This window comes from Vibrio sp. G-C-1, assembly GCF_021728015.1.
GTDB lineage: Bacteria > Pseudomonadota > Gammaproteobacteria > Enterobacterales > Vibrionaceae > Vibrio > Vibrio splendidus.
Genome location: NZ_JAKKCR010000016.1, coordinates 51220 through 75041, shown reverse-complemented (window position 1 = coordinate 75041; position 23822 = coordinate 51220). Strand labels below are relative to the sequence as shown.

Genomic DNA, 23822 nt, shown 5'->3' with positions numbered 1-23822 from the left:
TTTAGCTCTGCTTCTTTGGTGTTAGTAATCAAGAGCCAAACTTCATGAAAATAGACAGTTGTTCTAGCCATCTTCAGTGAGCAATTGAGTCGCTGGTATTCCGTTCTCTTGAAGGAAAGACAGCAATTTCACTAGGTTCTCAACGTTGGCGGCTTTATCTGCACCAATGATGATCGGCTTCTTGTCTGATGTGCCTGTTTCTTCTAGCAATGCAATCTTGAAGTTTTCCCAGTCGATGTACTCTTGGCCGTTAATCGCCCAGTAGGGTTCGTGATCTAAGATATTGACGCTAATCGAATCTTTATGAACTTCAGAAACGTTCTTAATATCAGAGCTCGGCAGTTCGACTTCTAATGACTCCAACTTCACCGATGCTGTCAGCAGCAGGAATACCATCACGATAAAAATGATGTCGAGCAGCGGTGTTAAGTCCGGAGCCAAACTTTGTGTTTGAGATGAGTGGGGCGTTTTAATCATGCTTGTCTCACATCACCGACAGCGACTTTGTTTAATGATGAACCTTTAGTTTCGCCAGACTGATTAGTTTGAATCGACATGCCTTCTAACCACACATTCACATAATTCAAAGTATGTTCTAGCTGCGCCAAAACCCGATCGGCCCAAAGCCCGAGCAGTTGAGACCCTGATATTGCAGGCAGTGCAATCATCAAACCTGCCGCAGTGGTTCTCATTGCTAAGCCAAGGCCGTCAGCTAGATCATTTGGTGTAATACTTCCGGTGGTAGCAGCTACACCTTTGAACATCTCAATAAGACCAAGCACCGTACCAAGCAAGCCAATTAGTGGACTGATCACGCCGATTAAACCAAGCAACCTTAAACCTGCGTGCAGCTGGTGGCGTTTTTCTTGTAGCCAGATGCCTGCTGCATCTTCACGTAGTCCTTTCGAAAAAGAATGGTGAGCAAGCAACATCGAGACGCCCTTGTACAGCAGCGGTCGTTTACCTGAAATAGACTGAGCGAGAGCCTCAATCTCTTTGCTGTTGGTTGGCGAGATCTGATTGAGCTCGCGACGAATGGCGCGTTTGCCAACACCAATGCTTAACATCACTTGGAAGACACGTTCAGCGATGATCATTGCGGTTAATGCTGAACAGATAAGAAGAGGCCAAGTCATTAAGCCAAGTTGATCTTGTAAGTAACTGATTTGTTGCATGATTAATCCAACCTAAAACGAACAGGTATTTGTACACGGTGAGCAATCGCTCGACCATTGACAGTGTGAGGTGAGAATTTCCATTGTTTAATGGCGTCTAAAGCGGCGTTGTCGAGCATTAGTGCGCCTGATGAATTTACTAATGCTTGTTTAATCTGTTTGCCTTCAGCGTCTAACCAGACCTCATAAGTTGCGACACCTTCAACCCCACGACGTCTAGCTTGGCGCGGGTAATTCGGTGGTGTCGGGCGTGAAGAAAAAGAGGGCTTAGTGACTAATACGGGCTCTTGGTTTGATACGCCTTGGTTTACTTGCTGAGGTTGGTTGGCAGACTCGGCCAGGTTTCTATCGACTTTCTTGTCGGCCAGTTTTTCTGGTTGAGGCGTTGGTTTGGACTTTAGTTCTGGGCGTTCTTTCTTAACGACCTTTTTCTGAGTCACTGGTTTCTTCTCGACTTTCTTTTCAACAACCTTTTTCTCTACTTTCTTGGGTTGAGGCTTATTGGTGATCGCTTTTTTCTTTGGCGTCGGTTTGGCTTGCTTTGGCTCAACGGCCTTGGGTTCGACAGGTTTAGGTTCAGCTTGTGAGACCGTTTCTTTGATTGGTTCTGGTTCAACCGGCTCTGTGATGGTTTTTTGTTGAGCTGGAGAAGGCGTGCTCTTGGGAGTGAAGTTGATCGATACCGTGTTCGATTGGCTACCTGCAGGCATCGCGAATACTTTGGATTCTTGAGCAATAAATAATAGCGCTGCATGAATCACTAACGATGCACCGCCTGCAATAACATATCTAGGGACGTTCACACTCAATCCTTTACCAAATCCAAAATCTGTATCGGATTATTGCTTAGAATCTAAATAAGATCAATTATCAATTGCATTATCATTTGCGTCTATTTATGATTATTTCAGTTTTAGCGAATAGTCTTCCAGACTTTGCTATGTAAGTGTTTAGAGAGATTATATGAGTCTTAATATCTATAAGTATGACGAATCAGTCTTGGGTGTTTCTAGCCCTGATCCGCTTCGTTTTGCGTTTGCTAAAAAGCATTCTGCCCATGCCGGAGGAAGTTCAATTCCGGTCGACCCGAGTAAGAAGTTAGAACTCTTTGACGAACTGATGCTGAGTGAAGGGAAAAAACAGGATAAGCGTTGCTTGTATATCCACATTCCTTTTTGTCGCGTGCGCTGTACGTTCTGCAATTTCTTCCAAAATGCCGCAAGCCGTAAATTAGTGGATGAGTATTTCGATGCACTGATGGTCGAGCTAAAGCAGAAAGCCAAAACACCTTGGGCTCAGTCTGGACTATTTCACGCTGTCTATATTGGTGGCGGAACACCCACCGATTTGTCTCCTCAACAAGTTGAGCAGCTTGGTAAAGCCATTCGTCAATATTTCCCACTAGCAAACGATGTGGAAATGACCTTGGAAGGACGCATCAATCGCTTTGGCGACGAGATGTTTGATCGTGCGCTTGAAGGTGGTTTCAATCGCTTCTCATTCGGTATTCAAAGTTTTAACACTCAGGTTCGGCGCAGTGCTAAGCGCTTGGATGACCGAGAAGTGGTGTTGGAACGTATCAGTTCACTGAGCCGCACTGAACAAGCTCCGATCGTTCTTGATTTGTTATACGGATTACCGCACCAATCTATGGAAGTGTTCCAACAAGATTTAGAAGACTACATGTCTACTGGCGCACACGGCATTGACCTCTACCAACTGATTGTTTCGGGCAATGCTCCTATGCTGAATCTCGTTGAGAAAGGAAAAATACCACCACCGGCCAATACGCCAGATAAGGCGAGTATGTATTTGGCGGGTGTTGAGTTCATGGCAAAAAATAAGGTCAAGCAACTGAGCGTGAATCACTGGACTCGTGATAATCGAGAACGCAGCATTTACAACAGCTTAGCGAAAACTTATGCCGAAGTTCTACCCATTGGTTGTGGCGCTGGTGGCAACATCGGTGGTCATGGAGTAATGCAACATCGAACTTTAGACAGCTACATGGAGTCTATAAAGCAAGGTCAATTACCTATTGCCATGATGACGAAGCAAAGCTCATTAGAGCCAAGCTTCTCTTCATTGAAGGCAGGATTTGATTCTGGTGTTGTTAGAAGAAGCACATTACCGACCTTTATGGGACAAGACACGTTCGACTACCTTAAGCCTTTGTTCGCGCATTGGGAAAAGAACGGTTTAGTCGAGCTTTCGGAAGATTATCTGAGCCTGACTATTGCTGGCAGCTTTTGGGCGGTAAGCCTAGCGCAGAGTGTGATTCAAGTGCTTAACGCTGAATACCAAGCCATGCACCCAGCACCTAAAACGTCAGGTTTGGGCGTACACCCGCATGCAAGTTTGAAGCACGCTTAATATCGAATTTTTAGTTTATAACTTACGTAAATTACTCGTTTATACGGAACATATTCAATGACAGATACAACATTAGAAATGACAGAAACTCTAGAACAACGTGTCGCTCTTATTCTAGAAGAAGAACCTAAGCTACTTCCTACTGCGATTGCTGAGAAGCTAGGCGTTTCAGAAGTTGAAGTAGTGGCTGCTTTTCCAAACGACATGGCGGTAATGCTAGATGGCGGCCGTGCTCAAGAGATTCTAGAAGGTTTAGTGGGCTGGGGCCCGGTGACCACAATTATGCATTCATTTGGCTCAATCTTCGAAGTAAAGGCGCCGTTCCCTAAAGGCAAAGTAGCACGTGGTTACTACAACCTAATGGGCAAAGAAGGCGAGCTTCATGGTCACCTGAAACTCGACAACATCAAACACGTTGGTTTGGTGAGCAAAGCGTTCATGGGTCGTGAAAGTCATTACTTCGGTTTCTTCAGTGAAACGGGCGAGAACATTTTTAAGATCTACCTAGGCCGCAATGAAAAGCGTGAGCTTATTGCCGACCAAGTAGAACGCTTCAAAGCACTAAAAGAACAAGCTTAAGCACGATTAACGGCAAGCTTAACTAAGGTTGCCAACTCGTTTAAACAGTACATCAATGCTCGAGGATCGTTTAGTTCGCCAATGATCGCTCAACCTCGGGCAAAAATAATAAATCAGAGAAAGTGAAGAAAGGAATTACCCATGGAACAGCAAGTAAAACAAGAACGTCTACAAGGTCGCCTAGGTCCAGAAATCAAAGAGTTTCGCCAAGAGCGCCGTACCCTTCAACTTGCAACGGTTGATGAAGAAGGTCGCCCGAACGTAAGTTACGCACCTTTCGTTCAGAACCAAGAAGGTTACTTTGTTCTCATTTCTGATATTGCTCGTCATGCTCGTAACTTGAAAGCGAACCCTCAAGTCTCTTTGATGATGATCGAAGACGAAGAGAGCTCGAAGCAGCTTTACGCGCGTAAGCGTTTAACGTTTGATGCTCAAGCAAGTGTTGTGGAGCGTGAAACGGAACTTTGGACTCAAGTGATCGGCCAGATGCAAGAGCGTTTTGGTGAAATCATTGATGGTTTGAGCCAACTTCAAGACTTCTCTCTGTTCAACCTTAAAGCAGAGAATGGCCTATTCGTTAAAGGCTTTGGTCAGGCATACCAAGTATCGGGTGACGACCTAGTAGATTTCGTTCACCTGCAAGAAGGCCACAAAAAAGTATCTAACGAGTAATCTCGTTTAACCGATTTCTTCAGGAGCCCTCCAATGTGAGGGCTTTTTTATGTCTAAATCAAAGAGTTTGGTATATTGGCGTTTGATGACTATTTATGTGTAAGGATCGGTACGTGAAACCAGTAAGTCGAGATTGGGACGAGTTTTGTTATCCGTTTATCTATGAAGACAGTCCTATCTGTGATTTTGAGATTTTGTCGGATGAACTTTGTTGCCGAGTTGGATTGGTGTTGTCTTTAGAGCTAGAGCCTCAGGTTCGTGAGATCCTGCAACGCTTGCAGCCAAACATCTATCACTTGAATGGCTCTGTGCGCGGTAAGCTTGCCATCACCGAATCTGAATTGGTCGAGCTCAAGCAAGACTATCATCGTATCCGTGAGCAGCTAGAAGGTGGTTTTAAAGGCTTTGTCTTACCCGGTGGGCACCGGGTGTCTAGTGAACTTCACTTGTGTCGTTGTCAGGCTAAAAAAGTCGTGCGAGCACTGGTGAGCATTGAACATCATGAAAGCAAAAAATCGCCAGACCCGATTCTTTTTAAATACGCTAACTTAGTGGCGAACACACTCTATGCATTGGCGTCTTTTACCAATCATGTTAATGAAGTTGAAGAAGTGGAATTTGTGAGTAAGAGCTATTCGATGCCAAAGAAATCTTAAGGAAGAGTTCTACATTGATTCATCTCTAATATCTAATCCTTAAGAAGCTAAGAAGCTAAGAAGCTAAGAAGCTAAGCCATTAAGCATGATGCTAGGTTTAGCTTCCAAAATAGCGTCTAAGCAGCCGTAGATGCTTCGTTTAAGACTTTTGCGCCGCGTAGCATGGCTTCGATTAATTCGCCCGCATTGAACTTCTCAAGCGCTTCATGTGCACCCACCTGATTGGCTCGGTCGACACAGATTTCACTGGACAGTGAGGTATGCAAAATACAGTAGGCATGACTCAGTGCGCTGTCATTTTGTACTTCAAACGCAAGCTCATAGCCATCGAGTCCAGGCATCTCAATATCACTCACTAGAAGATCAATCGCATTGCCTACGCTAGCTTGGCGTCGCATCAGGTCAATCGCATCTAAGCCGTTATTACAAATGCTGTAAGGGATGTTGATGCTGTCTAAGGCATCAGATAGTTGCTTACGCGCAATCAAAGAATCATCCACTAATAAGATGTTCAGCGCTTTGAGGCGTTCCCTTTCTACATCGGTCAGCATTGGAATATGTGCGTTTTCATAAGCCGGGTAGATCTTAGAAAGTAATAACTCCACGTCGAGCATTTGCACGATACGATCTTCAAAACGCGTTATACCCGTAACAAACACATTACGACCGACACTGGTGGGTGGCGATTCAATGCTTTTCCAATCACATTCAATGATTTTATCAATCGAACGAACCAGAAATGCCACTACTGTTCTTAAACAATCGGTGACGATGAGCACACAATCTTGGTATTCAGCAGGTGTTATCGGTCGAAAGCCAATCGCGGCAGACATATCAATAACTGGAACGGTAAGATCGCGGATGGTCACCGTACCAATCACGTGATGATGGGAGTATGGGATTTGAGTCATCGGCTGAAAAGGCACTATTTCTCTTACCTTAAGCGTGCCAATCGCAAAACTTTGAGTAAGGGATAATTTGAACATCAACATTCCCTGTGACTGACTCGCTTTACTGATCGGTTTGGCCATAGTGGCTCCTACTTAATACGCGCTTAATTTATAAGGATTAATTTAAAGGGAAACAGGGGTGTCGGCAAGTCACTATACGGTTTTTAGGGGCTTTAAGGCAGTTGTTTTCGGTTATAGAGTGAAGATTGACAGTTCTTGGGTTAAAATCACGCTAAACGCGCGCTGTCGATGGTTTTATGTCGACAAGTCGTTAGCGATAAACAGAATTACAACAGTCCGTTCATTAACGATGTTCTAAACCGTCGTAAGTAAACTGACCGCAACACACTGAGAATTATCATGGCAAGAACAGCAGCAGCGCTTCATATTTTGGTGAAGCACAAAGAAGTAGCAGAAGACATCATCAAGCAGCTTAAAAAAGGCGCTAAGTTTCAAACGCTAGCGAAGAAACATTCAACGTGTCCATCTGGTAAAAAGGGCGGCGACCTAGGCGAGTTCAAAAAAGGTCAAATGGTGCCTCAGTTTGATAAGGTTTGTTTCTCTGGCGAGACGCTAGTACCACACCTTGTAAAAACAAAATTTGGCTGGCACGTCGTGAAGGTTCTTTACAGAACTTAGCTATAAATATGTGTTAGATTGAATAAAAGGAGCGTATATACGCTCCTTTTTTGTATCCATTTCCCGCACTTTAAACGCTTATGTAACTTGGTTGTTCTAAGGCAACCAAAGTTATGTAGCGGCAGTTTAGTGAATCAATGTTGTTTCGAGATGATCTCTTCGAATAAAACTTGGATTAGCTTGCTACCATGGTCAGTGCTCCAGTCTTGCGCCAGTTCTGCAATCAACTGATTGGTTGAAGTTAGGGTAACGCCGTGTTTTTCCATTCTTCTTAGTGCTGTTTCATCAGCTAATGTTGTTGGAGACCCAGACCCGTCAACCACGACCTGTACATTGTAACCTTCAGCTATGGCTGTGATCGCTGGGTAAACAACACATACATCCGTGGTGATCCCTGCAATGATGATATTTTTGCGTCCAGTTGCTTTAACCGCAGCCGCAAAGTTTTCATCTTTCATGCTATCGACAACTCCTCCACGAAGAATACGATTCTCGTAAGCTTCTGGTACTGCGTTAATCAGCTCATCAAAAAGAGGGCCTTGTGCTTGATCTTCCATACTCGATGTTAGGATCAGCGGCATCTTGGTCACATGTGCAGCGCGAGCTAATGCGACCGTGTTGTTTCTGATCTCTTCTAGGTTAGCCGAGCCAACCCAACCCATGGTGCCAACCTGATGGTCGATCAGTAGCATGACAGAGTTTTCTGGAGTGAATGTTGTAGTATTCATAATGGACTTCCTTTTTTAGTTATTGGTTTACTTGCTGGGATTGCAGTTGTTTTATTCGTCTAACACCTGCGATTAAGTTGCTAGTGCTGCTGTGTAATGATGCTCCATTACTAATGAAGTCTTGTTTTAATGGAGTTCCCGAGACGATCACAAACTCAGCATTACTCTCTAATGCAGAGACAGCGATTAGCGATGTATTCTTATCAAACACACCTAATTCACCCGCTGATACGTCTTTACTTCCGACTCTGACAGAGCCATGGCGTACAAAAATAAAGGCTGTTGTCTGTGATGGTTCTCCTGCGTATTGCCATGTGTATTCGGCATCTAAGTTGATGTGTAAATACGTCATATTAACAGGAGTGAGAGCCTTGCTTTGTTTGCCGTTAAATCGTCCCACAAGTACTTTGGTGATTGAATGAGCCTCTTCAACGACAGGGAGTTGCTCTTGTTGTTGGGTTGAATAAGTGACAGGCCCCAATTCATGTTCGTCTTCGGGTAAGGCAACCCAGAGCTGAAATGCATCCGCAACTTTGTTGTCCGGATGAACGGTCTCTTTGTGCAGCACTCCCGAACCTGCAGACATGATTTGTATGCCTCCGGCTTCTAATAAGCCTGAATGTCCGCTGGTGTTTTTGTGAGCAATAGCACCAATCTGTGGATAGCTTATGGTCGCTACGCCTGAATGTCCGTGAAAGTCAAAACCGGCGGTTCCCTTCACATTCGACATTTTAAAGTGGTCCCACAGCACAAAAGGGTTGAGATCTTTCAGGTTCGATGAGCTTACATAGCTCGTTACGGGGCCGTGATTTCGACCATTTCTGATTTCATGTATTTGTCTAATCATTTTGTTAGTCCTTAAATTTGATTGCTGAAAATAATATTAATAAAAGAATCATTACTTGATTAGATGGTATATTTGGTTTTGTTAATCCCGTTATTAAAGGTAATAAGGATGAATCTGAATGACATCAAGGTGTTCATTGACGTTGTAGAGGCTGGGAGTTTTGCTGGTGCAGGTAAAGTTTTGGATATGCCTTCTACGACGGTAAGTAGGAAGGTGCAGATGCTCGAAGCTGACTTAGGCGTTAAGCTCCTTCATAGAAGTACTCGTAAGCTTTCTATGACAGAAGCAGGGCACCAATACTTCCAATCGTGCCAACAACATCTTGCTGCTCTAGAAGAGGCTAATGAACAGATCAAGCAAACTCAGCTAGAGCCAAAAGGCAAAATTCGTATTACGTCGCCATTAGAATTTGCGATTCAATACGTACAACCTTGGATCGTCGAGTTCTTAAATCAATACCCGGATATCAGTATCGAACTCGATACTTCAGATGACTATATCAACATGGTGGAAGAGCGAATGGATATCGCGTTTCGCTCTGGGACGCTGCAAGACTCTTCGCTCATTGCGAGAAGGATTGGTCCCAAGAAGAATATCTGTTGTGCTAGCCCAGTGTTCCTGACAAAGGCTAAGAAGATCAAAGTGCCAGAGGACCTTCAGAAGGTTAATTGTTTGGTTATGGGCCACTCAATAGCCCATAACCGATGGCATTTTACAAAAGCTGAACAGGCTCATCATGTCGAAGTGACTGGTTTCTACGCGGCGAATGGCGCCAGGTTAATTATCGACTCGGCATTGCAAGGGCTCGGCGTCGCTTATATTCCAATTGCATTAGCGACCCCATACCTTAAAAATGGCCAATTAGTGCCAGTGCTAACTGACTATGACACACCAACCTCAGACATGTTTGTGGTCTATCAATTTCATCGATACATGGCGAAACCGACCCGACTCTTTGTCGATTTTGTGATGGAGAAAGTGACGCCAAATGCGCCTTGGGAAGGTTGATGCGCTTTATTCTGCATTTTGTTTGGATTGTTCGATGTTTGTTTCAGGGCGTTTATCAAGAATATCTCGCCTCAAGGCACTGCCTTTGCAAAAGTATGTAACTGAAGTTCTGTCGTAAAACTGTTGTATCATATGCATCGAATGGAATTTAAATGAGAGCTTATACGCTCCTTTTTTGTCACTTTTTTGCGCATTTAAAAGCACTATGGCTGAGTGTTCATCCCAGACGTTATGCGATAATTGGCACTACGCCCTTGACTATCCGCCGTGACTAATCGGTGGGAGGAGGAGGGTTTTTAATGAGTAACTCATATAATAAATACCATTCTTAAGGAAATTTATGCAGCTTTGCCTTTTAGCCTTTGTATTTATCTAGAAAGCTGTAAACAAGTTTGGTAGGAGAACAACATGGATAGTTCAGCTATGTTAAGCAACCCAGCGACAGATGTGATATTGCATGCCTTTGACTGGTGCTACGCTGACGTAATGAAGAACGCCCCACTGATCCAAGAGTTGGGTTATAAATCTGTTTTAGTATCACCAGCAATGAAGTCGTTACGCGGACCTAAAGGTTGCGACCGTGATTCTGGCACCCAATGGTGGCAGCGCTATCAACCACAAGATTATCGTGTGATTGATAATCAGCTGGGTGACACGCAAGATTTCACTGCGATGGTGAACACGTTAAAGCAACACGGCCTTCGTACCTATGTGGACGTCGTATTTAACCACATGGCCAATGAGTCGGGTATCCGTGGCGATTTAACGTATCCAAGTCAGCAAGACATGGCGTCTTATCAAGAAGATGCTGACTATTACGAATCTATACGTTTGTTTGGCGATCTTTCTAAGCCTTTATTTGATGAAAACGATTTTGTTGAAGCGTTTGGTATCAAAAACTGGAAAGACACTTGGGAAGTACAGAACGGGCGTATTACCGGTGGAGTTAGTGACCCTGGCTTGCCAACGCTGTTAGACAACGACAATGTGGTCGCGCAGCAGAGAGCTTACTTAAAAGCCTTAAAAGAGATTGGCGTGAAAGGGTTTCGCATAGACGCAGCGAAACACATGACACTGTCACATCTACGCAAGGTGTGGACTGATGATATCTGCGAAGAAATGCACATCTTTGGCGAGATCATTACTGATGGTGGTGCGACCAAAGAAGAGTATGAGTTGTTCCTTGAGCCTTACCTCAAACACACTCGCTTAGGCGCTTACGATTTCCCTCTGTTCAATACTATCTTCAAATCCTTTGAAGAGCAGGGCAGCTTTAAATCTCTGATCAACCCTTACTGTTTTGGTCAGGCGTTATCGAATATGCGAGCAATCACTTTTGCCGTCACTCATGATATTCCAAATAATGAAGTATTTTTGGATCACGTAATGGGTGAAGTTGACGAGCGATTAGCGCATGCCTTTATTCTTGGTCGAGACGGCGGTGTGCCGCTTGTTTACAGTGAACTGAGTACCAGCGGCATTCTGGATCAGAGTGGTCAGCCTCGTTGGCTTAACGATTGGCAAGCGCCTTACATGAAAAACATGATTCAGTTCCATAACCATGTTCATGGCGAAGCGATGCGTGTGGTTGAGGCAAATGATGATTTGCTGGTGTTTGTCCGTGGCGACAAAGGCATAGTGGTGATCAACAAGTCGAAGCGAAGTAAAACGGCATCACTGACTTGGACTGGTACAGTAACGGATTTATTGTCTGGTGCAGTGTTTGATTGTGTCGATAAGACGCTAACCATTCAGGTTGAATCTAATCAGTGCATGATGCTGACGAACAATGAGTTCGAACCTGTGACGAGTTAAGTCTGATCGGTTAGAAAGAGAAGTCGAAAAAGAAAGACCCGTTTACTAGCATCTAGTAAACGGGTCTTTTGTTTTTTAGGTTCTTGGCTGAACGTTGGTTAAGCTATGCGTTGATTAAGCTAAGCGCTGATTAACACATACTTCTGTTAAACCGTGAACTTGTTCAATAGTTCATCCTGTGCACGAACATTGTCAGTTTGTACCTGCATTGCCGTGTTTGCTTCTTGAGCTGCGTTGGATACTTGTGTTGAAAGGTCTTTGATCTTAACTGTGTTGTTGTTGATCTCTTCCGCTACTAAGCTCTGCTCTTCTGCTGCTGAAGCAATCTGAATATTCATATCAGAGATACGCTGAATCGCGTCACGGATGCGGTCAAGTGAAGAGTTTGCTTGCTGAGCGCGTTCAACGGCGTCAGTGGCTGTGTCTTTACTTTGGTTCATCGCGTTCGATACTGAGCTTGCACCCGCTTGGAGTTGCTCGATCATGTTGCGGATTTCAGTGGTCGATTCTTGAGTACGTTGTGCCAGAGTTCGAACTTCATCGGCTACGACTGCGAAACCACGACCAGACTCACCAGCACGTGCCGCTTCAATCGCTGCGTTTAATGCGAGTAGGTTAGTTTGGTCTGCAATATCGTTGATTACTTTTAGAATCGTTTCGATGTTGGCTGTTGCTGATTCCAGTACTTGTACTTCTGCAACCGCTTGGTCGATACGTGCTGAAAGGTTATCAATCGCTTGAGTGGTATCACTGACTACGGATGTGCCGTCTAGCGTTGCTTCGTCTGCTTCACGGGCTGCTGCTGCTGCGCCTTGAGCGTTATTCGCTACTTCTGTTGCAGTCACCGCCATTTCGTTCATTGCGGTTGCTAACTGCTCTAGTTCCTGCAGTTGCGTATTCATCGCGTTTGCTGATTCGCCTGCGCCTTTAACCGTGATTTCAGTACCACGCTTAATCTCAACACCAATCGCTTTTGATTGAATGATTTGGTTTTGCAGGTTTTCAGTAAAGGTATTGAAACCTTTTGCTAGGTCAGAGAACTCTTGGTCTGTGTTGGTATCTAGGCGCTTAGTTAAGTCACCTTGACCGCTCGCCACATCTTGAATTGCTTGGTTAAGTACATCAAGTGGACGCATTAACACACGAATCAAAACAGTCAGTGCAATGATGCTGAGAATAACCGCAATCAACGAGTAGATCATTGAGCTGTTTTTCAAATCTTCAACGGTTTGGTAAGCGATCTCTTCATCAAGGATTGCACCTATGTACCAATCTTCACTTGGGATGTGAGTGAAGTTCACTAGGAACATCTTGCCGTCGACTTCAATTTCTTGAGAGCCTTCACGAATGCTTGCTTGTGGCATGTAGCTTGAAAGCATTTCGCCATTGTTTTTCGCATTCGGGTGAGCAATCGTTGTGCCGTCGGCAGTGACTAGGAATAGGTAGCCCGCATCAAACAAGTTCACTTGGTTTACCAATGTCGCAAGGTTAGTCAATTCTAGGTCGTAGAACATACCTGCCGTGAAGCGGCCGTTGTCTTTGACTGGCGTACCTACAGAGATGATGACTTTCTTACTTGATGCATCCACATAAGGAGCGGTAACAACTAAACTGTTTTTGGATTTAGCATCAATGTACCAAGGGCGAATTCGTGGATCGTAATCAGGGCCAGCTTCCCAACCGTCATCATTTTCAATAACGAAACCGTTTGCTTCGTAACCAAAGCCAACCGCTAGGAAGCTGCTTTTAAGCTTTGGCTTTTCTAATATTTCTTTTACGTAAGTACGATCTTCAGGGTTGATCTCGATGACTTCAGTCGTCGATTGAGCCAACGCTTTCTTGGCGTTCATCTCTGATTCGACGGTATTTTTAACGCCAGAGACCATTTCTTTCAGGCTTGCATTGACGTGGTTTTCTACAGCACTTCTTACAGTGTAAAGTTGTTGTATTGAAAGCAATGATACTGTCACTAGCAGCAAGGCTGATGATGCAGCAACCACCTTATGGCTAAATTTCATTGAGTTTTCCCCTTCTCACAGACTTTGCGAAGACTAAAGTTAATCGTATTTTTGTAATTATATATATCGACTAGATTGAAATTTACTTGAGTTTAATTTCACAAAATAGACTACAAAAATACAACAACCCACACAATGCAAAATTCACTTATTTACATATTTGCTACTTTTGTTATTTGGTTCAATGAGTTGAAGAATTGGTTTAATCGGAGTGTAAGAGCATTAAGAATGTATTAATTTAGCGTTTATGTGTGTTGTTTTCTATTCTCAGACGAGAAGGAAGGTAAACAGATATGAAATTAAATGATATGCCAATTTTATATATTGGCTGTATTTCTGGCGGGTGGGTGAATGTATTTTAAGCGGGTAGGGAATGTATTTACTGGCAATAAAAAGCCCCGCAAAAGTGAGGCTTTATAAAATAGTTCTTAATTACGCTATATCAGTAGGGTCTAATTTAGAATATTAGATGTGCTACACCAGCGATAACCGGAAGTGTAATTAACGTACGCAGAATAAAGATAATAAACAGCTCTAAGATGTTCACTGGAATCTTACTGCCTAAAAGCAGAGCGCCCACTTCAGACATGTAGATCAGTTGAGTTACCGACATGGCAGCGATAACAAAACGTGTCATCTCATTGTCGATAGAAGCAGCAAGGATTGCTGGAATGAACATGTCCGCAAAACCAACGACGATCGTTTCAGATGCTGCTACCGCTTCAGGTACACCAAGTAGCTCAAGGAATGGAATGAAAGGCTGGCCTAAGATTGAGAATACAGAGGTGTATTCTGCAATAACCAATGCCATCGTACCAAGGCCCATAACAACAGGTAGTACACCAAATACCATATCTACAGCGTTACGAATGCCTTCAGCAAATACAGATTTAGCTGATTTAACTTGTGATGCTTTATTGACTGCTAGCTCAAGACCCCAAGAGAATGTTGAGTGACCTGCAGGAATAGCGTCAGCGTCTTTGTGGGGCTTAGTGCCATCAATGAAGGTGTCTTTCTTCATGCTTAATGGCGGAAGACGAGGAATGATGACCGCTGCCACAATACCAGCCAAACAGATTGCTGCGTAGAAAGGCAGGAATAGGTGCTCTAGCTCTACTTGAGCAATAACCACAAGACTGAACGTGATAGATACTGCAGAGAAAGTCGTACCAACTACAGCGGCTTCACGCTGCGTGTAGAATTTCTTCTCGTACTGTTTGCTTGTAAGCAGGATACCGACACTGCCGTCACCTAACCAAGAAGCCATACAATCGATAGCACTACGACCTGGCAGGTTGAAGATTGGACGCATCACTTTACTTAGCAAAGTGCCGAATAGTTCTAGCAGACCAAAGTTAAGCAGCAGTGGCAGTAGTAAACCTGCAAAGATAAATACTGAGAACAGTGTTGGAAGTAGGCCTTCTAGCACTAACCCACCAGTGTTTTCTTCCCAGATAAACTCAGGGCCGACTTGGAAGAAAGCCATGAATGCTGCAGCACCACCGATAAGACGAACCAACAACCACAGTGGAGATGGATTGAAAAGGCCGTTCAAAAATGAGTTCGATGTAATGAATGCAGGCTTGAAAATGGTGCTTAAAACGGAAGCTACAGACATGAAGGCAACGATTGCAGTGATAATAGCAACTAGAGACTCACCGAAAACCGCTTGAATTGATTTGGCTAGAATAGCGACAGGGATCGTTAGATCACCTTGGTAGCTAATTGGTGCCATGAAAAGGAATAAACCAATCAGAGATGGGATTAAGAAAACCCAGAAACTGCCTTTAGATTTCTCTGGTTGAGCAGTATTCGTGTTGTTAGACATGTTAATTGTTCTCGTATTTCTACATGTAAAAAAGCCACATCCTTGGCGTTTTTATTCTCTAAACATCCGTATTTTCTCATTGGCTGCAAGATTACCCAGTATTGATAGTGCTTGCAATACTATTCATCAAATATCGCTAACTATTCACACTGGTTATTCTGCAACTCATTAAGAGTTTAGAATAAAGTGTTGCGGATGTTACGTAACTTGAAGATATATTGCCAGATATTTATAAATTGACTGGCGTTTCAGTTCGATAGGTCAGGTAGAGCCAGTAGCTAAATGCGATAATGAAGGCGAAAGAGGCAGGGAAAGCCAGCGCCAAAATTTCAAAGCGCTGGAACAGACAAGCACCGCTTAAACCACCAAACAGAAAGCCAACCACAATGAACATCAGTAGTTTGGCTTTACGACGGTCAAAAGGCATCCCCTTTAAGCGAGAACCAATCATGATCCCAAGATCCGTGATGATCCCGCTCATATGCGTTGTTCGAATGATCGCACCGCTGTAAGTCGTTATCATCGCGTTCTGCAAACCACAGGCTGCTGAAGCGAAGTATTGACCTGAAGTGTAGCCCTGTAACAGTGCCCAAAGTGCTAAAAATAGCAGCCCACCTTCAATACACAGAGCAACGCCGTAGCGACGCCCTAACTTCAGTGCTTGGTTCTCAATAAAGAACCCGCTGAAGGCTGCACCTAACATAAAGCTCATGATAATCAGTAAAAGATGTAAAGAAGCCGAAGTTGGTGTGAGTAGGCTACTGCCTAATAAAGACATGGTGCCTGAAATGTGGGAGATCGCTTGATGCTGAAAGCCGAGTAAGCCAATCGCATTAACGCTGCCAGCAAGGCCTGCTAGCAGCAAAGCGCCGTATTCAACCCAGCGAGGTAGCTTAGAAATCATGTGGTTCACCCTGGGTTAAAAAGAGGAGCAGATTATAACGCTAGCGAAAAGATACGCTAGCGCTGTGGTGCGTTGATATTTGATCTTAGGCAACAGTATTGCAATTTGTTCTAATGCTGTTGCTTTATCGAGATAAAGGTCAGTAACAGGCTAGTTGTAGTGACTCATTTGATGGTCAAATTTGACCCAGCCGTGTTTGCGTTCTTCGTAGACTGAAAAGCTCGGTAGCGGAAAGTCTTGCTCTTTAAATAATCCGAGCGGGACGATATAAAAATCGGCAGCAGCAACAGATTGTAAGAGCATGGTGGTGCCACACTTAGGACAAAACTGATAGGTCACTTCACTGCCTTTATCACTGATGCGTGAGAAAGAGGTGACTTCTCCGTTTAATGTGACTTGTTCTATTGGGAATCGAGCCTGAACACCAAACACACTTCCGGTGCGTTTCTGACATTCATAGCAATGGCATACAGAGGTTCGTTGAGGCTCGCCTCTGCATACTAGGTTGACTGCTCCACAGCGGCATTCGCAACTTCTGATATTTCTATCTTTAATATGATTGATATCCATCCATGCTCCACTTCTGGTTAACCCTGTATTGATAATTATACTAAAGCCCTTTATGGTCTGCACAACTGGATGAAAACAAAAGAATATAATTGCTCATGAAAAAGAAAATCTTACCTATTCCTCTGATTTTACTGATTCCAATTGTCATGCTGGTTGTCGTGATAGTGGCGGGTATTTATCGATTTAGCTTAAGTGACGAAGAGATCTTGGCGAAGTTTCCTTCTTCTCAAGTCAGTTATGACCCTGTTGTTGAAACCGTTTTTGATTTGAAGACGACCAACCCGTGGACAATTAAAGTACCCGAAACCAACGCGTACGCTTTTATTAATGAAGTCGATGAACCTAGAGCTATAGCCTTTGGACGCTATGACTCGGGTGTTGAGCGTGGTGTGGTAACGGTAGATACCAACAACCTTTCAGCCGTCACGTTGGGCAAAGCGAGTTTCTTTGTCGCACCGATGTGGGTATCTAACCAAGGCAGTGGCGTGTTCTATTATCTTGGCTTGTTTAAACATGATCAGCAGCGAAGCCGTGTCGTGCTAGTCGACCAGCTTTTTCTAGGCGATAGAGTGCAAATTCAGACTTTAGAGGTCGCTCAGCAGCAAGATTTACAATCCGCTAGCAAACAAACAGGGGAAGGTTTTATCGGCTTTACTCAGCATTCTGCGGAACAATCATTTGCAGAATCCCCTTCTGAAAAGGTGTTAATGAGCTTTTCTTTTGATACGCAATCAATTGGTAAGCAATAACGTTCTAGTTAATGCAAGGATCTGTTGTTTATGTGAGCTAAATTACATATTATCTTAATTAGATGAATGAAATTTAGACACTCCTTATGCTTGGTGTCTGCCTATTTTTACAAATGGAGCTTGCGAATGATTAATAAACGTTTTTTTAAGACGAAAGATGAAGTTGAAGTGACCTTCGAGCTAGAAGCTCAAGAAGCGAACTCTGTATCCATCGTTGCTGACTTTCTTGATTGGAAAGCCACCCCAATGAAAAAACTGGCCAAAGGGAAGGTTTACAAGTTTAAAACTCGCCTACCTAAAGATGGCGAGTTTCAATTTCGCTATCTAGTTAATGACCAACAATGGGTGAACGATGCGAATGCTGATCGTTATATCCCGAATGAGTTTGGTGAAGACAATTGCTTGGTATCGACGGTTAACGCTTAATCGAGATGAAGTAGCGTGAATTAATAGAAAGCAGAAACTAGCCGTTTCTGCTTTTTTATTTGGCGGTTAGTATTATTAATCGTGAAGCGGGTTTTCACTTACGGTAACTCAATGACTTAGTCTAAATTGGGCAGATTCACATCATATTATGACAATGCAATGATGATTTATGCGTTTGAAAAGCATATCCTATGCCTTTATATCGTAGAAAGACCTGTTTACCGTGTATTCAAAAATATTTTCCTCTCCGTTTGCTGAGCTTTCACCTGTAAAAAAAGTAGCTATTTTAGGACTGCCACTTATTGCAGCGTTTGGTATTGCTTTGCAATCTTCAGAATCGGATCTGACGAAAACGATCGATCTTGATTTACCTGACTCAACCGTTATTGAGTCAATCCTATCACCTTCTTCTGTCACGATTATCGAACCGCCGACGTTTGAGTATCAAATTCAAACGGGCGATAACTTGAGTAGCATCTTCACTCAACTTGGATTTTCTTATAAATCGATGATGAGCGTGATGGAAACCGATTTAAACTTCCTTGCCCTAGACACACTTCGTCCTGGTAACACATTACGTTTTTGGCGTGATGAGGCGACGGGCAGCCTTTCCAAAATGGAAATTCAATTTAGTGTTGCGGATAAAGCGGTTTACCGACGACTTGAAGATGGCAGCTATGAATTTGAAGACATCTCTATTCCTGGTGAATGGAAGCAAAAGCCTTTAGTGGGTGATATTCACGGCAGTTTCTCTATGTCGGCGAACAAGGTTGGCCTGAATAGTCTTGAGATTGACCATATTGTGACGCTTCTTAAAGATAAGCTGAACTTTAGCCGCGACCTGCGCGCTGGCGATCAGTTTGAAGTGCTTCAGAAAGCGCAATTTGTTGATGGTGTCGCAACCGGAAAGCGTGAAATCGAAGCGATTAAGATCATGAATCGCAATCGTGTTGTTTCTGCGTACTTACACACTGATGGGCAATATTACGATGCCAATGGCGATAGCTTACAACGTGCTTTCCAACGTTACCCTGTGAGCAGTGGATGGCGTCAGAGTTCTCAGTTTAATCCTAAGCGCTTACACCCTGTGACAGGACGAGTCTCACCTCACAACGGTACAGATTTCGCGACGCCAATTGGTACGCCAGTTCAAGCGACGGGTGATGGTAAAGTGATCATGACCCGTAAGCACCCATACGCCGGTAATTACGTGGTTATTCAGCACGGTAGCACTTACAAAACGCGTTATCTCCATTTGAGTAAGATCTTAGTTCGTAAAGGACAAACGGTATCTCGTGGTCAGCGTATTGGCTTGTCAGGTAAAACTGGCCGAGTGACGGGTGCACATTTGCATTATGAGTTAATCGAACGTGGTCGTCCTGTGAACGCGATGACAGCGAATATTCCGATGGCTGATTCAGTGCCTAAAAAGGAAAAAGCGACGTTCGTCGCGTCAAGAGATGAAGCTGATAAGCTGTTAAAGGTAGCTTTAGAAGCACAATCTAATAACAGTTAATAGATTTCTCTAAATTAGGCCGATTAATCAAGCCGCGAGAGCTTTTCTAAATATTTAAGTATTTAGTCATGCTTCGCGGCTTTTTAGATTTTGGTCTGGCTACTGCTTTATAGTTTGATTTTTATGGGCTTTGAATGAGCGCTTCTGAATGAGTCACTAAACTCACGATAGCTTCAGGTCGCATTGGAGGCGAGTATAGGTATCCTTGGATCTTGTCGCACCCCATATCGTGAAGCTTCTCTAGCTGTTCACGCTTTTCCACACCCTCTGCGACAAGTGATACGTTGAGTCGATGAGCAAGCTGGATGATCAACCAAACAACGCTCTCTGATGTCGAATTGGTGAGTAAATTTTGAATGAAAATGGCATCAATTTTAATGCAGTCAATCGGGTAGCTGTGAATGTAATTCAAGCTAGAGTAACCGGTACCGAAATCGTCTAGCGCAATCGTAAAGCCTTGTTCTCGCAAAAAGTTGAGTGCGTCTTTGGTGTCTTGAGTTGGAGATAGCAATACTGTTTCGGTCAGCTCAATAACAAACTCATCAGCCTTAAAGTGATGCTGTTCAATGGTCCGAGTGAGGTAGGAAATGTAACGCTTAGAGTCGGTAAGCTCATGGGCGGAACAGTTTATTCCGAGCTTAACCTTGTATCCTAAGCCTTGTTCTAATGTCGTTTTAGCTCTGCATACCAGTTCGATAATGCGTTCACCCAGCTCGACAATTAGTCCGGATTCTTCTGCTACCTGTATAAACTCAACTGGGGATATGTCGCCGTGCTTTTCTGTTTTCCAACGAGTGAGTACTTCGAAATACTTCCAACGTTTGTCTTGTTGACCAACAATCGGCTGAGCCACAACATACATTCCGCTATTCAGCGAGATAGAGTTTTCAAGTTCATTTCTCAAGGCCGCAATTAATTCGGTCTTTCTCTGATATCGAGATCTTAAGTGGGTGTCATAGCACTTGATATGGGTACCCGAATATTGCTTACATTCTTTCAACGCTAAGCTGGTGTTGAAGATGATTTGCTCTACGTCTTTGCTATCTCCGGCTGATCCTGCGATGCCTATGCTGATATCAAAATCGATCCTAAGATCAATACTGTTATACCCCTGTTTTACTTTGGCGACGATTTGTTCACAAATTGCGGTTGGGTCGGCGTAATAGGTGATGAAGGCGAACTCATTTCCTGCCGTTCTAAAGGTGAGGTTATTTTCTGGGAGTGTTCGTCTCAAAATCTCAGCCAGATGTTGCAGTACCTTGTCTCCAACATAGTTGCCGTGAAGATCGTTAATCGCTTTAAAACTATTAATGTCCAGTATTGCTAACGTAAACGGTGTTGAGTTTTGCTGAGTGATTGATTCTAGCGTATCAGATAAGCAACTGCGGTTAAGTAGACCTGTTAAGCTATCGTGTGATACTTCATAGCTGAGTTGATTGACCAGTTGCTCAGAGCGATCGTTGAACCACATCTCACGCAGGGTGTGGATGATGATATCCGAAAAAAGTTGATGATGTTTAATCGCTTCTTGTTGCTGAGCATTGCTCAGTGGGGAAGTAAACGTAGAAAAAAGTACCCCCATGACTTCACCGCTTTGAGTCCGTGTAGGAATCGCAATGGAATTCTGTGAGGTAATCTCTTGCCGAAAGGCAGATGTAGGTAATGATTTGACAACGTATTGAGCAAATGAGCAATCAGGGTGGTTTTGATTCACGGCTTGCTGATAGATTTGCCCATGACGAGGGTTGATTCTGTCATGCAAGACGTGATCAGAATGAGCAATAACTAAAGGAACAATTTGGTCTGGAAAGTACTTTTTCTCAATGATAGTGGTGTACTTAGTATCGAACATTTGGTGCAGAGTAAGCACTGCTGACTCCAAAAGGTCGATACCTTCCAACTTGAGCAAGCGCCCTATACGCTCAGTGTCTATCATATTGTTGTACGTTTGTTGAGTCATAGCTACCATCCCTAGTTAACCAGATCCAGCGTGTAAGCCTGTGTGTTTAGTTTGTACGCATCTATTTTTATATGCGCTTAGTTTATTATTGGCCGCGTTGTATCATTTTTCAAATTAAGTTGAGACTTATTTCACAAAATCTGGTTATTTCTCTCTTTATCTAGCCTATCTTTCAAATGGTCCAAAAATAACTTGGTTCGCGTATGTGAGTAATCAAGCTTAGGGTAGTACGCGTAAACCATCACTTCGTCGGCGGTAATATTTGGCAATACTGGAACTAATGTCCCTTGTTTAAGATCTTCTTTGATCATTGCTTTGATGGTTAACAGCACACCCATTCCTCGTTTCGCCGCGTGAAACAAAGCCTCAGGGTTGGTGGTCGCAAAGTTGCCGTTCAAAGTGATGCGCTGCCCTTTGGTGAGTGTGACTTCACGGGTAGGGCGCTCTCCCCATATTAAGGAGTTGTGTTGTTCTAAGTCTTGCTCGTTGGTGGGATAACCATGTTTGGCAAGATAACTCGGCGCAGCATAGAAACTGGCCTTGTGTTCAAACAGCGGTGTTTTCTTGAAGCTTAACGAGTTGAGCTGTTCCAGTTCACGACTGATCACCAGATCCAAGCCCAGCTCTGGTAATTGCCCTGGCGTGGTCGTGATCAGCTGCACCTTAATATCTGGATACTTTTCTAAGAAGTCGTCCATGTATTGCACTAGAAACTTAGAGCCAACAGCAATCGTCGCGCCAATCTTTAAGAGGCCTGCCGGGGTTTGGTTAACCGAGCGAGTCTCATCAATAATTGATTGCCAATTGTCGAGTTGATCCTTGGCCCGCAAGTAAAAGAGTGCTCCCGCTTCGGTTTGGTTAATCGAGCGAGTGGTGCGTTTTAAAAGTTGTGTGCCGATACGCTCTTCGAGCCAGTTTACTCTTTTACTGATCGCCGAGCTGGTGGTGTTAAGTTTGCGAGCAGCGCCATTGAAACTGCCTTCTTCCACTACTCGAACGTAGCTTTTTACGTTGAGAATCCAATCCATATTATTTCCTGTTAGGACTTAATTAAATTCCAATTTGGTTAATTATCAATTACTGGTTTTGAATATAAACTTATATCATGAACAAATATCAAACGAATAGGGAATTTTTTGAGCCAATCGACCTTTAAAAAAACACCGTTACTTTTAGCAATGATGATTATTGCTACGGGGCAGGTGGGTGTGAGTATCTACTTGCCATCATTGCCGTTAATTGCTTCTGACTTAAGTGTGACTCAGGTAGATGTACAGCTGCTCGTCACGCTGTTTCTGGTGGGTTTTGGCTTGTCTCAGCTATTTTACGGACCGATGTCTGATGCAGTGGGAAGAAGACCTATCTTCTTGTTAGGTCAGGGTGTTTATTTAATTGGTACTGTCGTTTGTGTTGTTTTTTCTGACAACATGACGGCGCTAGAGGTTGGTCGCTTGTTGCAAGGTTTAGGGGCGGGTAGTGCCTCGGTTCTCGGACGAAGTGTGCTTCGCGACAGCTATGATGGCCCTCAACTGACCAAAGCGTTGTCTTATATTTCGATCACCGCTTCGATCATGCCGATCATTGCGCCCGTATTTGGTGGTTGGATTTCATTCCACCTAGGTTGGCAGGCGGTGTTCCTGTTCGTTCTACTGTATCTACTGGCAATATTCACTCTGGGTTACTTTGTGTTGCCTGAGACTTTGCCATATGGAAAGAGTCGCTTTGATGCCTGCCAAGTGGTGAAGAACTACGGACGCTTGTTGACTAACCGCCAAGTGTTGACCAGTGCCAGTTATAACTGGATGAGCTACATGGCAAGTTTGGTATCTTTATCGCTGTTTCCATTCTTAATGCAAGAGCAGTTAGGGCTGACAGCGGCTGAATATGGCTCATTGATGATAGTCCCTTCGGCTGGCTTACTGATCGGTAGCGTGGCTTTGAACTTGCTCAATCGTAGGTTTAGCACTCCGCAATTGATGAGCCTTGCGATTTTGATTATTTTGGCGTCGGGAACTTGGCTTCTTACTCATGAGTTATCCATCTTTAACTTAGTTTGGGCGTTTACTTGGTTGGCGATAGCGCAAGGTATCTCGTTCCCTCTATCGATCAGTATGTTGCTAGAACCTCATAAGAAGCAAGCGGGCGCAGTGTCGGCATTGTCAGGCTCAATTCAGATGTGCTTGGCGGGCTTGTTAGGAGGATATTTGGTGGAAAGTTGGGTGACAACTCACCTACAACTTGGCGTGTTCTATCTGATTATTGGTGCTTGCATGGGTACAATACTTTGGTCTTCAACCAAAATGAATAAGAAATTCGCAGCTACCGAAGTAGAATACAGTTAAACAGCTGAAGTAGAGTACAGTTAAGCAATTAGCTCGCTATAGTTCAGCGTACAGTCGTTAATACGTT

General features: G+C 43.8%; 23 protein-coding genes. 11 read left to right on the top strand and 12 right to left on the bottom strand.

Features of this window, described 5'->3' with window-relative positions:
- Positions 1 to 63 precede the first annotated feature (63 nt).
- From L3V36_RS20285 to L3V36_RS20275, 3 genes are read right to left on the bottom strand one after another with little or no spacing between them, the layout of a single operon-like run.
- On the bottom strand, positions 64 to 477 hold the full coding sequence (locus L3V36_RS20285; protein WP_017077389.1) for a biopolymer transporter ExbD: 414 nt from the start codon (positions 475 to 477) through the stop codon (positions 64 to 66).
- On the bottom strand, positions 474 to 1175 hold the full coding sequence (locus L3V36_RS20280) for a MotA/TolQ/ExbB proton channel family protein (protein ID WP_004731866.1): 702 nt from the start codon (positions 1173 to 1175) through the stop codon (positions 474 to 476). Before L3V36_RS20280 ends, L3V36_RS20285 begins: the two co-directional genes overlap by 4 nt.
- Positions 1176 to 1177: 2 nt before the next feature.
- Positions 1178 to 1978, bottom strand: a complete 801-nt coding sequence (locus L3V36_RS20275) for an energy transducer TonB (protein ID WP_102446958.1) — start codon at positions 1976 to 1978, stop codon at positions 1178 to 1180.
- 160 nt (positions 1979 to 2138) lie between these two features.
- On the opposite strand from L3V36_RS20275, the gene hutW reads away from it, so the two are divergent.
- The 4 genes from hutW to L3V36_RS20255 all read left to right on the top strand — a co-directional run bounded on the left by hutW (position 2139) and on the right by L3V36_RS20255 (position 5455).
- Positions 2139 to 3548: a heme anaerobic degradation radical SAM methyltransferase ChuW/HutW gene (gene hutW, locus L3V36_RS20270; protein ID WP_102446959.1), complete on the top strand. Its 1410-nt coding sequence runs from the start codon at positions 2139 to 2141 to the stop codon at positions 3546 to 3548.
- 57 nt (positions 3549 to 3605) lie between these two features.
- Entirely contained in the window at positions 3606 to 4127 is a 522-nt protein-coding gene (gene hutX / locus L3V36_RS20265; RefSeq protein WP_102446960.1) for a heme utilization cystosolic carrier protein HutX, read from the top strand.
- Between the two features lie 141 nt (positions 4128 to 4268).
- Positions 4269 to 4799 (top strand): heme utilization protein HutZ, encoded by a 531-nt coding sequence (gene hutZ / locus L3V36_RS20260; RefSeq protein WP_004731858.1) that lies wholly within the window; start codon positions 4269 to 4271, stop codon positions 4797 to 4799.
- Between the two features lie 113 nt (positions 4800 to 4912).
- Positions 4913 to 5455 (top strand): ATP:cob(I)alamin adenosyltransferase, encoded by a 543-nt coding sequence (locus tag L3V36_RS20255; RefSeq protein ID WP_004731855.1) that lies wholly within the window; start codon positions 4913 to 4915, stop codon positions 5453 to 5455.
- Positions 5456 to 5571: 116 nt separating this feature from the next.
- Here the strand turns inward: L3V36_RS20255 and L3V36_RS20250 are convergent, their stop codons facing one another.
- Entirely contained in the window at positions 5572 to 6486 is a 915-nt protein-coding gene (locus L3V36_RS20250; protein WP_017095633.1) for a chemotaxis protein, read from the bottom strand.
- A 279-nt stretch (positions 6487 to 6765) separates the two neighbouring features.
- On the opposite strand from L3V36_RS20250, the gene ppiC reads away from it, so the two are divergent.
- Positions 6766 to 7044 carry a peptidylprolyl isomerase PpiC gene (gene ppiC, locus L3V36_RS20245; protein ID WP_004731852.1) on the top strand — a complete coding sequence of 93 codons (279 nt, stop codon included), beginning with the start codon at positions 6766 to 6768 and terminating at the stop codon, positions 7042 to 7044.
- 134 nt (positions 7045 to 7178) lie between these two features.
- Here the strand turns inward: ppiC and L3V36_RS20240 are convergent, their stop codons facing one another.
- Both L3V36_RS20240 and L3V36_RS20235 read right to left on the bottom strand, forming a co-directional pair.
- Positions 7179 to 7772: an isochorismatase family protein gene (locus tag L3V36_RS20240; RefSeq protein ID WP_017095634.1), complete on the bottom strand. Its 594-nt coding sequence runs from the start codon at positions 7770 to 7772 to the stop codon at positions 7179 to 7181.
- Positions 7773 to 7791: 19 nt separating this feature from the next.
- A complete protein-coding gene (locus L3V36_RS20235; RefSeq protein ID WP_102446961.1) occupies positions 7792 to 8619 on the bottom strand; it encodes a pirin family protein in 828 nt (275 codons plus the stop codon).
- Between the two features lie 108 nt (positions 8620 to 8727).
- On the opposite strand from L3V36_RS20235, the gene L3V36_RS20230 reads away from it, so the two are divergent.
- Together L3V36_RS20230 and L3V36_RS20225 are read left to right on the top strand one after the other, a co-directional pair.
- A complete protein-coding gene (locus tag L3V36_RS20230; RefSeq protein WP_017094865.1) occupies positions 8728 to 9627 on the top strand; it encodes a LysR family transcriptional regulator in 900 nt (299 codons plus the stop codon).
- A gap of 408 nt (positions 9628 to 10035) precedes the next feature.
- Positions 10036 to 11442: an alpha-amylase family glycosyl hydrolase gene (locus L3V36_RS20225; RefSeq protein WP_102446962.1), complete on the top strand. Its 1407-nt coding sequence runs from the start codon at positions 10036 to 10038 to the stop codon at positions 11440 to 11442.
- 146 nt (positions 11443 to 11588) lie between these two features.
- On the opposite strand, the gene L3V36_RS20220 is transcribed toward L3V36_RS20225, so the two are convergent.
- The 4 genes from L3V36_RS20220 to L3V36_RS20205 all read right to left on the bottom strand — a co-directional run bounded on the left by L3V36_RS20220 (position 11589) and on the right by L3V36_RS20205 (position 16825).
- The gene (locus L3V36_RS20220; RefSeq protein WP_004731849.1) at positions 11589 to 13460 is read right to left on the bottom strand and encodes a methyl-accepting chemotaxis protein; all 1872 of its coding nucleotides are present in this window, start codon (positions 13458 to 13460) and stop codon (positions 11589 to 11591) included.
- 457 nt (positions 13461 to 13917) lie between these two features.
- A complete protein-coding gene (locus tag L3V36_RS20215; protein ID WP_102446963.1) occupies positions 13918 to 15288 on the bottom strand; it encodes a YjiH family protein in 1371 nt (456 codons plus the stop codon).
- Between the two features lie 229 nt (positions 15289 to 15517).
- Entirely contained in the window at positions 15518 to 16192 is a 675-nt protein-coding gene (locus tag L3V36_RS20210) for a YoaK family protein (protein ID WP_029224322.1), read from the bottom strand.
- A gap of 150 nt (positions 16193 to 16342) precedes the next feature.
- Entirely contained in the window at positions 16343 to 16825 is a 483-nt protein-coding gene (locus tag L3V36_RS20205; RefSeq protein WP_017087345.1) for a GFA family protein, read from the bottom strand.
- Positions 16826 to 16857: 32 nt separating this feature from the next.
- Between L3V36_RS20205 and L3V36_RS20200 the strand changes: the two genes are divergently transcribed.
- The 3 genes from L3V36_RS20200 to L3V36_RS20190 all read left to right on the top strand — a co-directional run bounded on the left by L3V36_RS20200 (position 16858) and on the right by L3V36_RS20190 (position 19453).
- Positions 16858 to 17511, top strand: a complete 654-nt coding sequence (locus L3V36_RS20200) for a hypothetical protein (RefSeq protein WP_102446964.1) — start codon at positions 16858 to 16860, stop codon at positions 17509 to 17511.
- A 126-nt stretch (positions 17512 to 17637) separates the two neighbouring features.
- On the top strand, positions 17638 to 17937 hold the full coding sequence (locus L3V36_RS20195; protein ID WP_004731838.1) for an isoamylase early set domain-containing protein: 300 nt from the start codon (positions 17638 to 17640) through the stop codon (positions 17935 to 17937).
- Between the two features lie 223 nt (positions 17938 to 18160).
- Positions 18161 to 19453 carry a peptidoglycan DD-metalloendopeptidase family protein gene (locus tag L3V36_RS20190; RefSeq protein ID WP_102446965.1) on the top strand — a complete coding sequence of 431 codons (1293 nt, stop codon included), beginning with the start codon at positions 18161 to 18163 and terminating at the stop codon, positions 19451 to 19453.
- 121 nt (positions 19454 to 19574) lie between these two features.
- Here L3V36_RS20190 and L3V36_RS20185 read toward each other — a convergent pair whose 3' ends face one another.
- A complete protein-coding gene (locus tag L3V36_RS20185) occupies positions 19575 to 21413 on the bottom strand; it encodes a bifunctional diguanylate cyclase/phosphodiesterase (RefSeq protein ID WP_004731834.1) in 1839 nt (612 codons plus the stop codon).
- A gap of 131 nt (positions 21414 to 21544) precedes the next feature.
- Positions 21545 to 22441 (bottom strand): LysR family transcriptional regulator, encoded by an 897-nt coding sequence (locus L3V36_RS20180; protein ID WP_004731832.1) that lies wholly within the window; start codon positions 22439 to 22441, stop codon positions 21545 to 21547.
- Between the two features lie 108 nt (positions 22442 to 22549).
- Here L3V36_RS20180 and L3V36_RS20175 point away from each other — a divergent pair, with 108 nt between their 5' ends.
- The gene (locus tag L3V36_RS20175; protein WP_102446966.1) at positions 22550 to 23755 is read left to right on the top strand and encodes a multidrug effflux MFS transporter; all 1206 of its coding nucleotides are present in this window, start codon (positions 22550 to 22552) and stop codon (positions 23753 to 23755) included.
- Positions 23756 to 23822 lie beyond the last annotated feature (67 nt).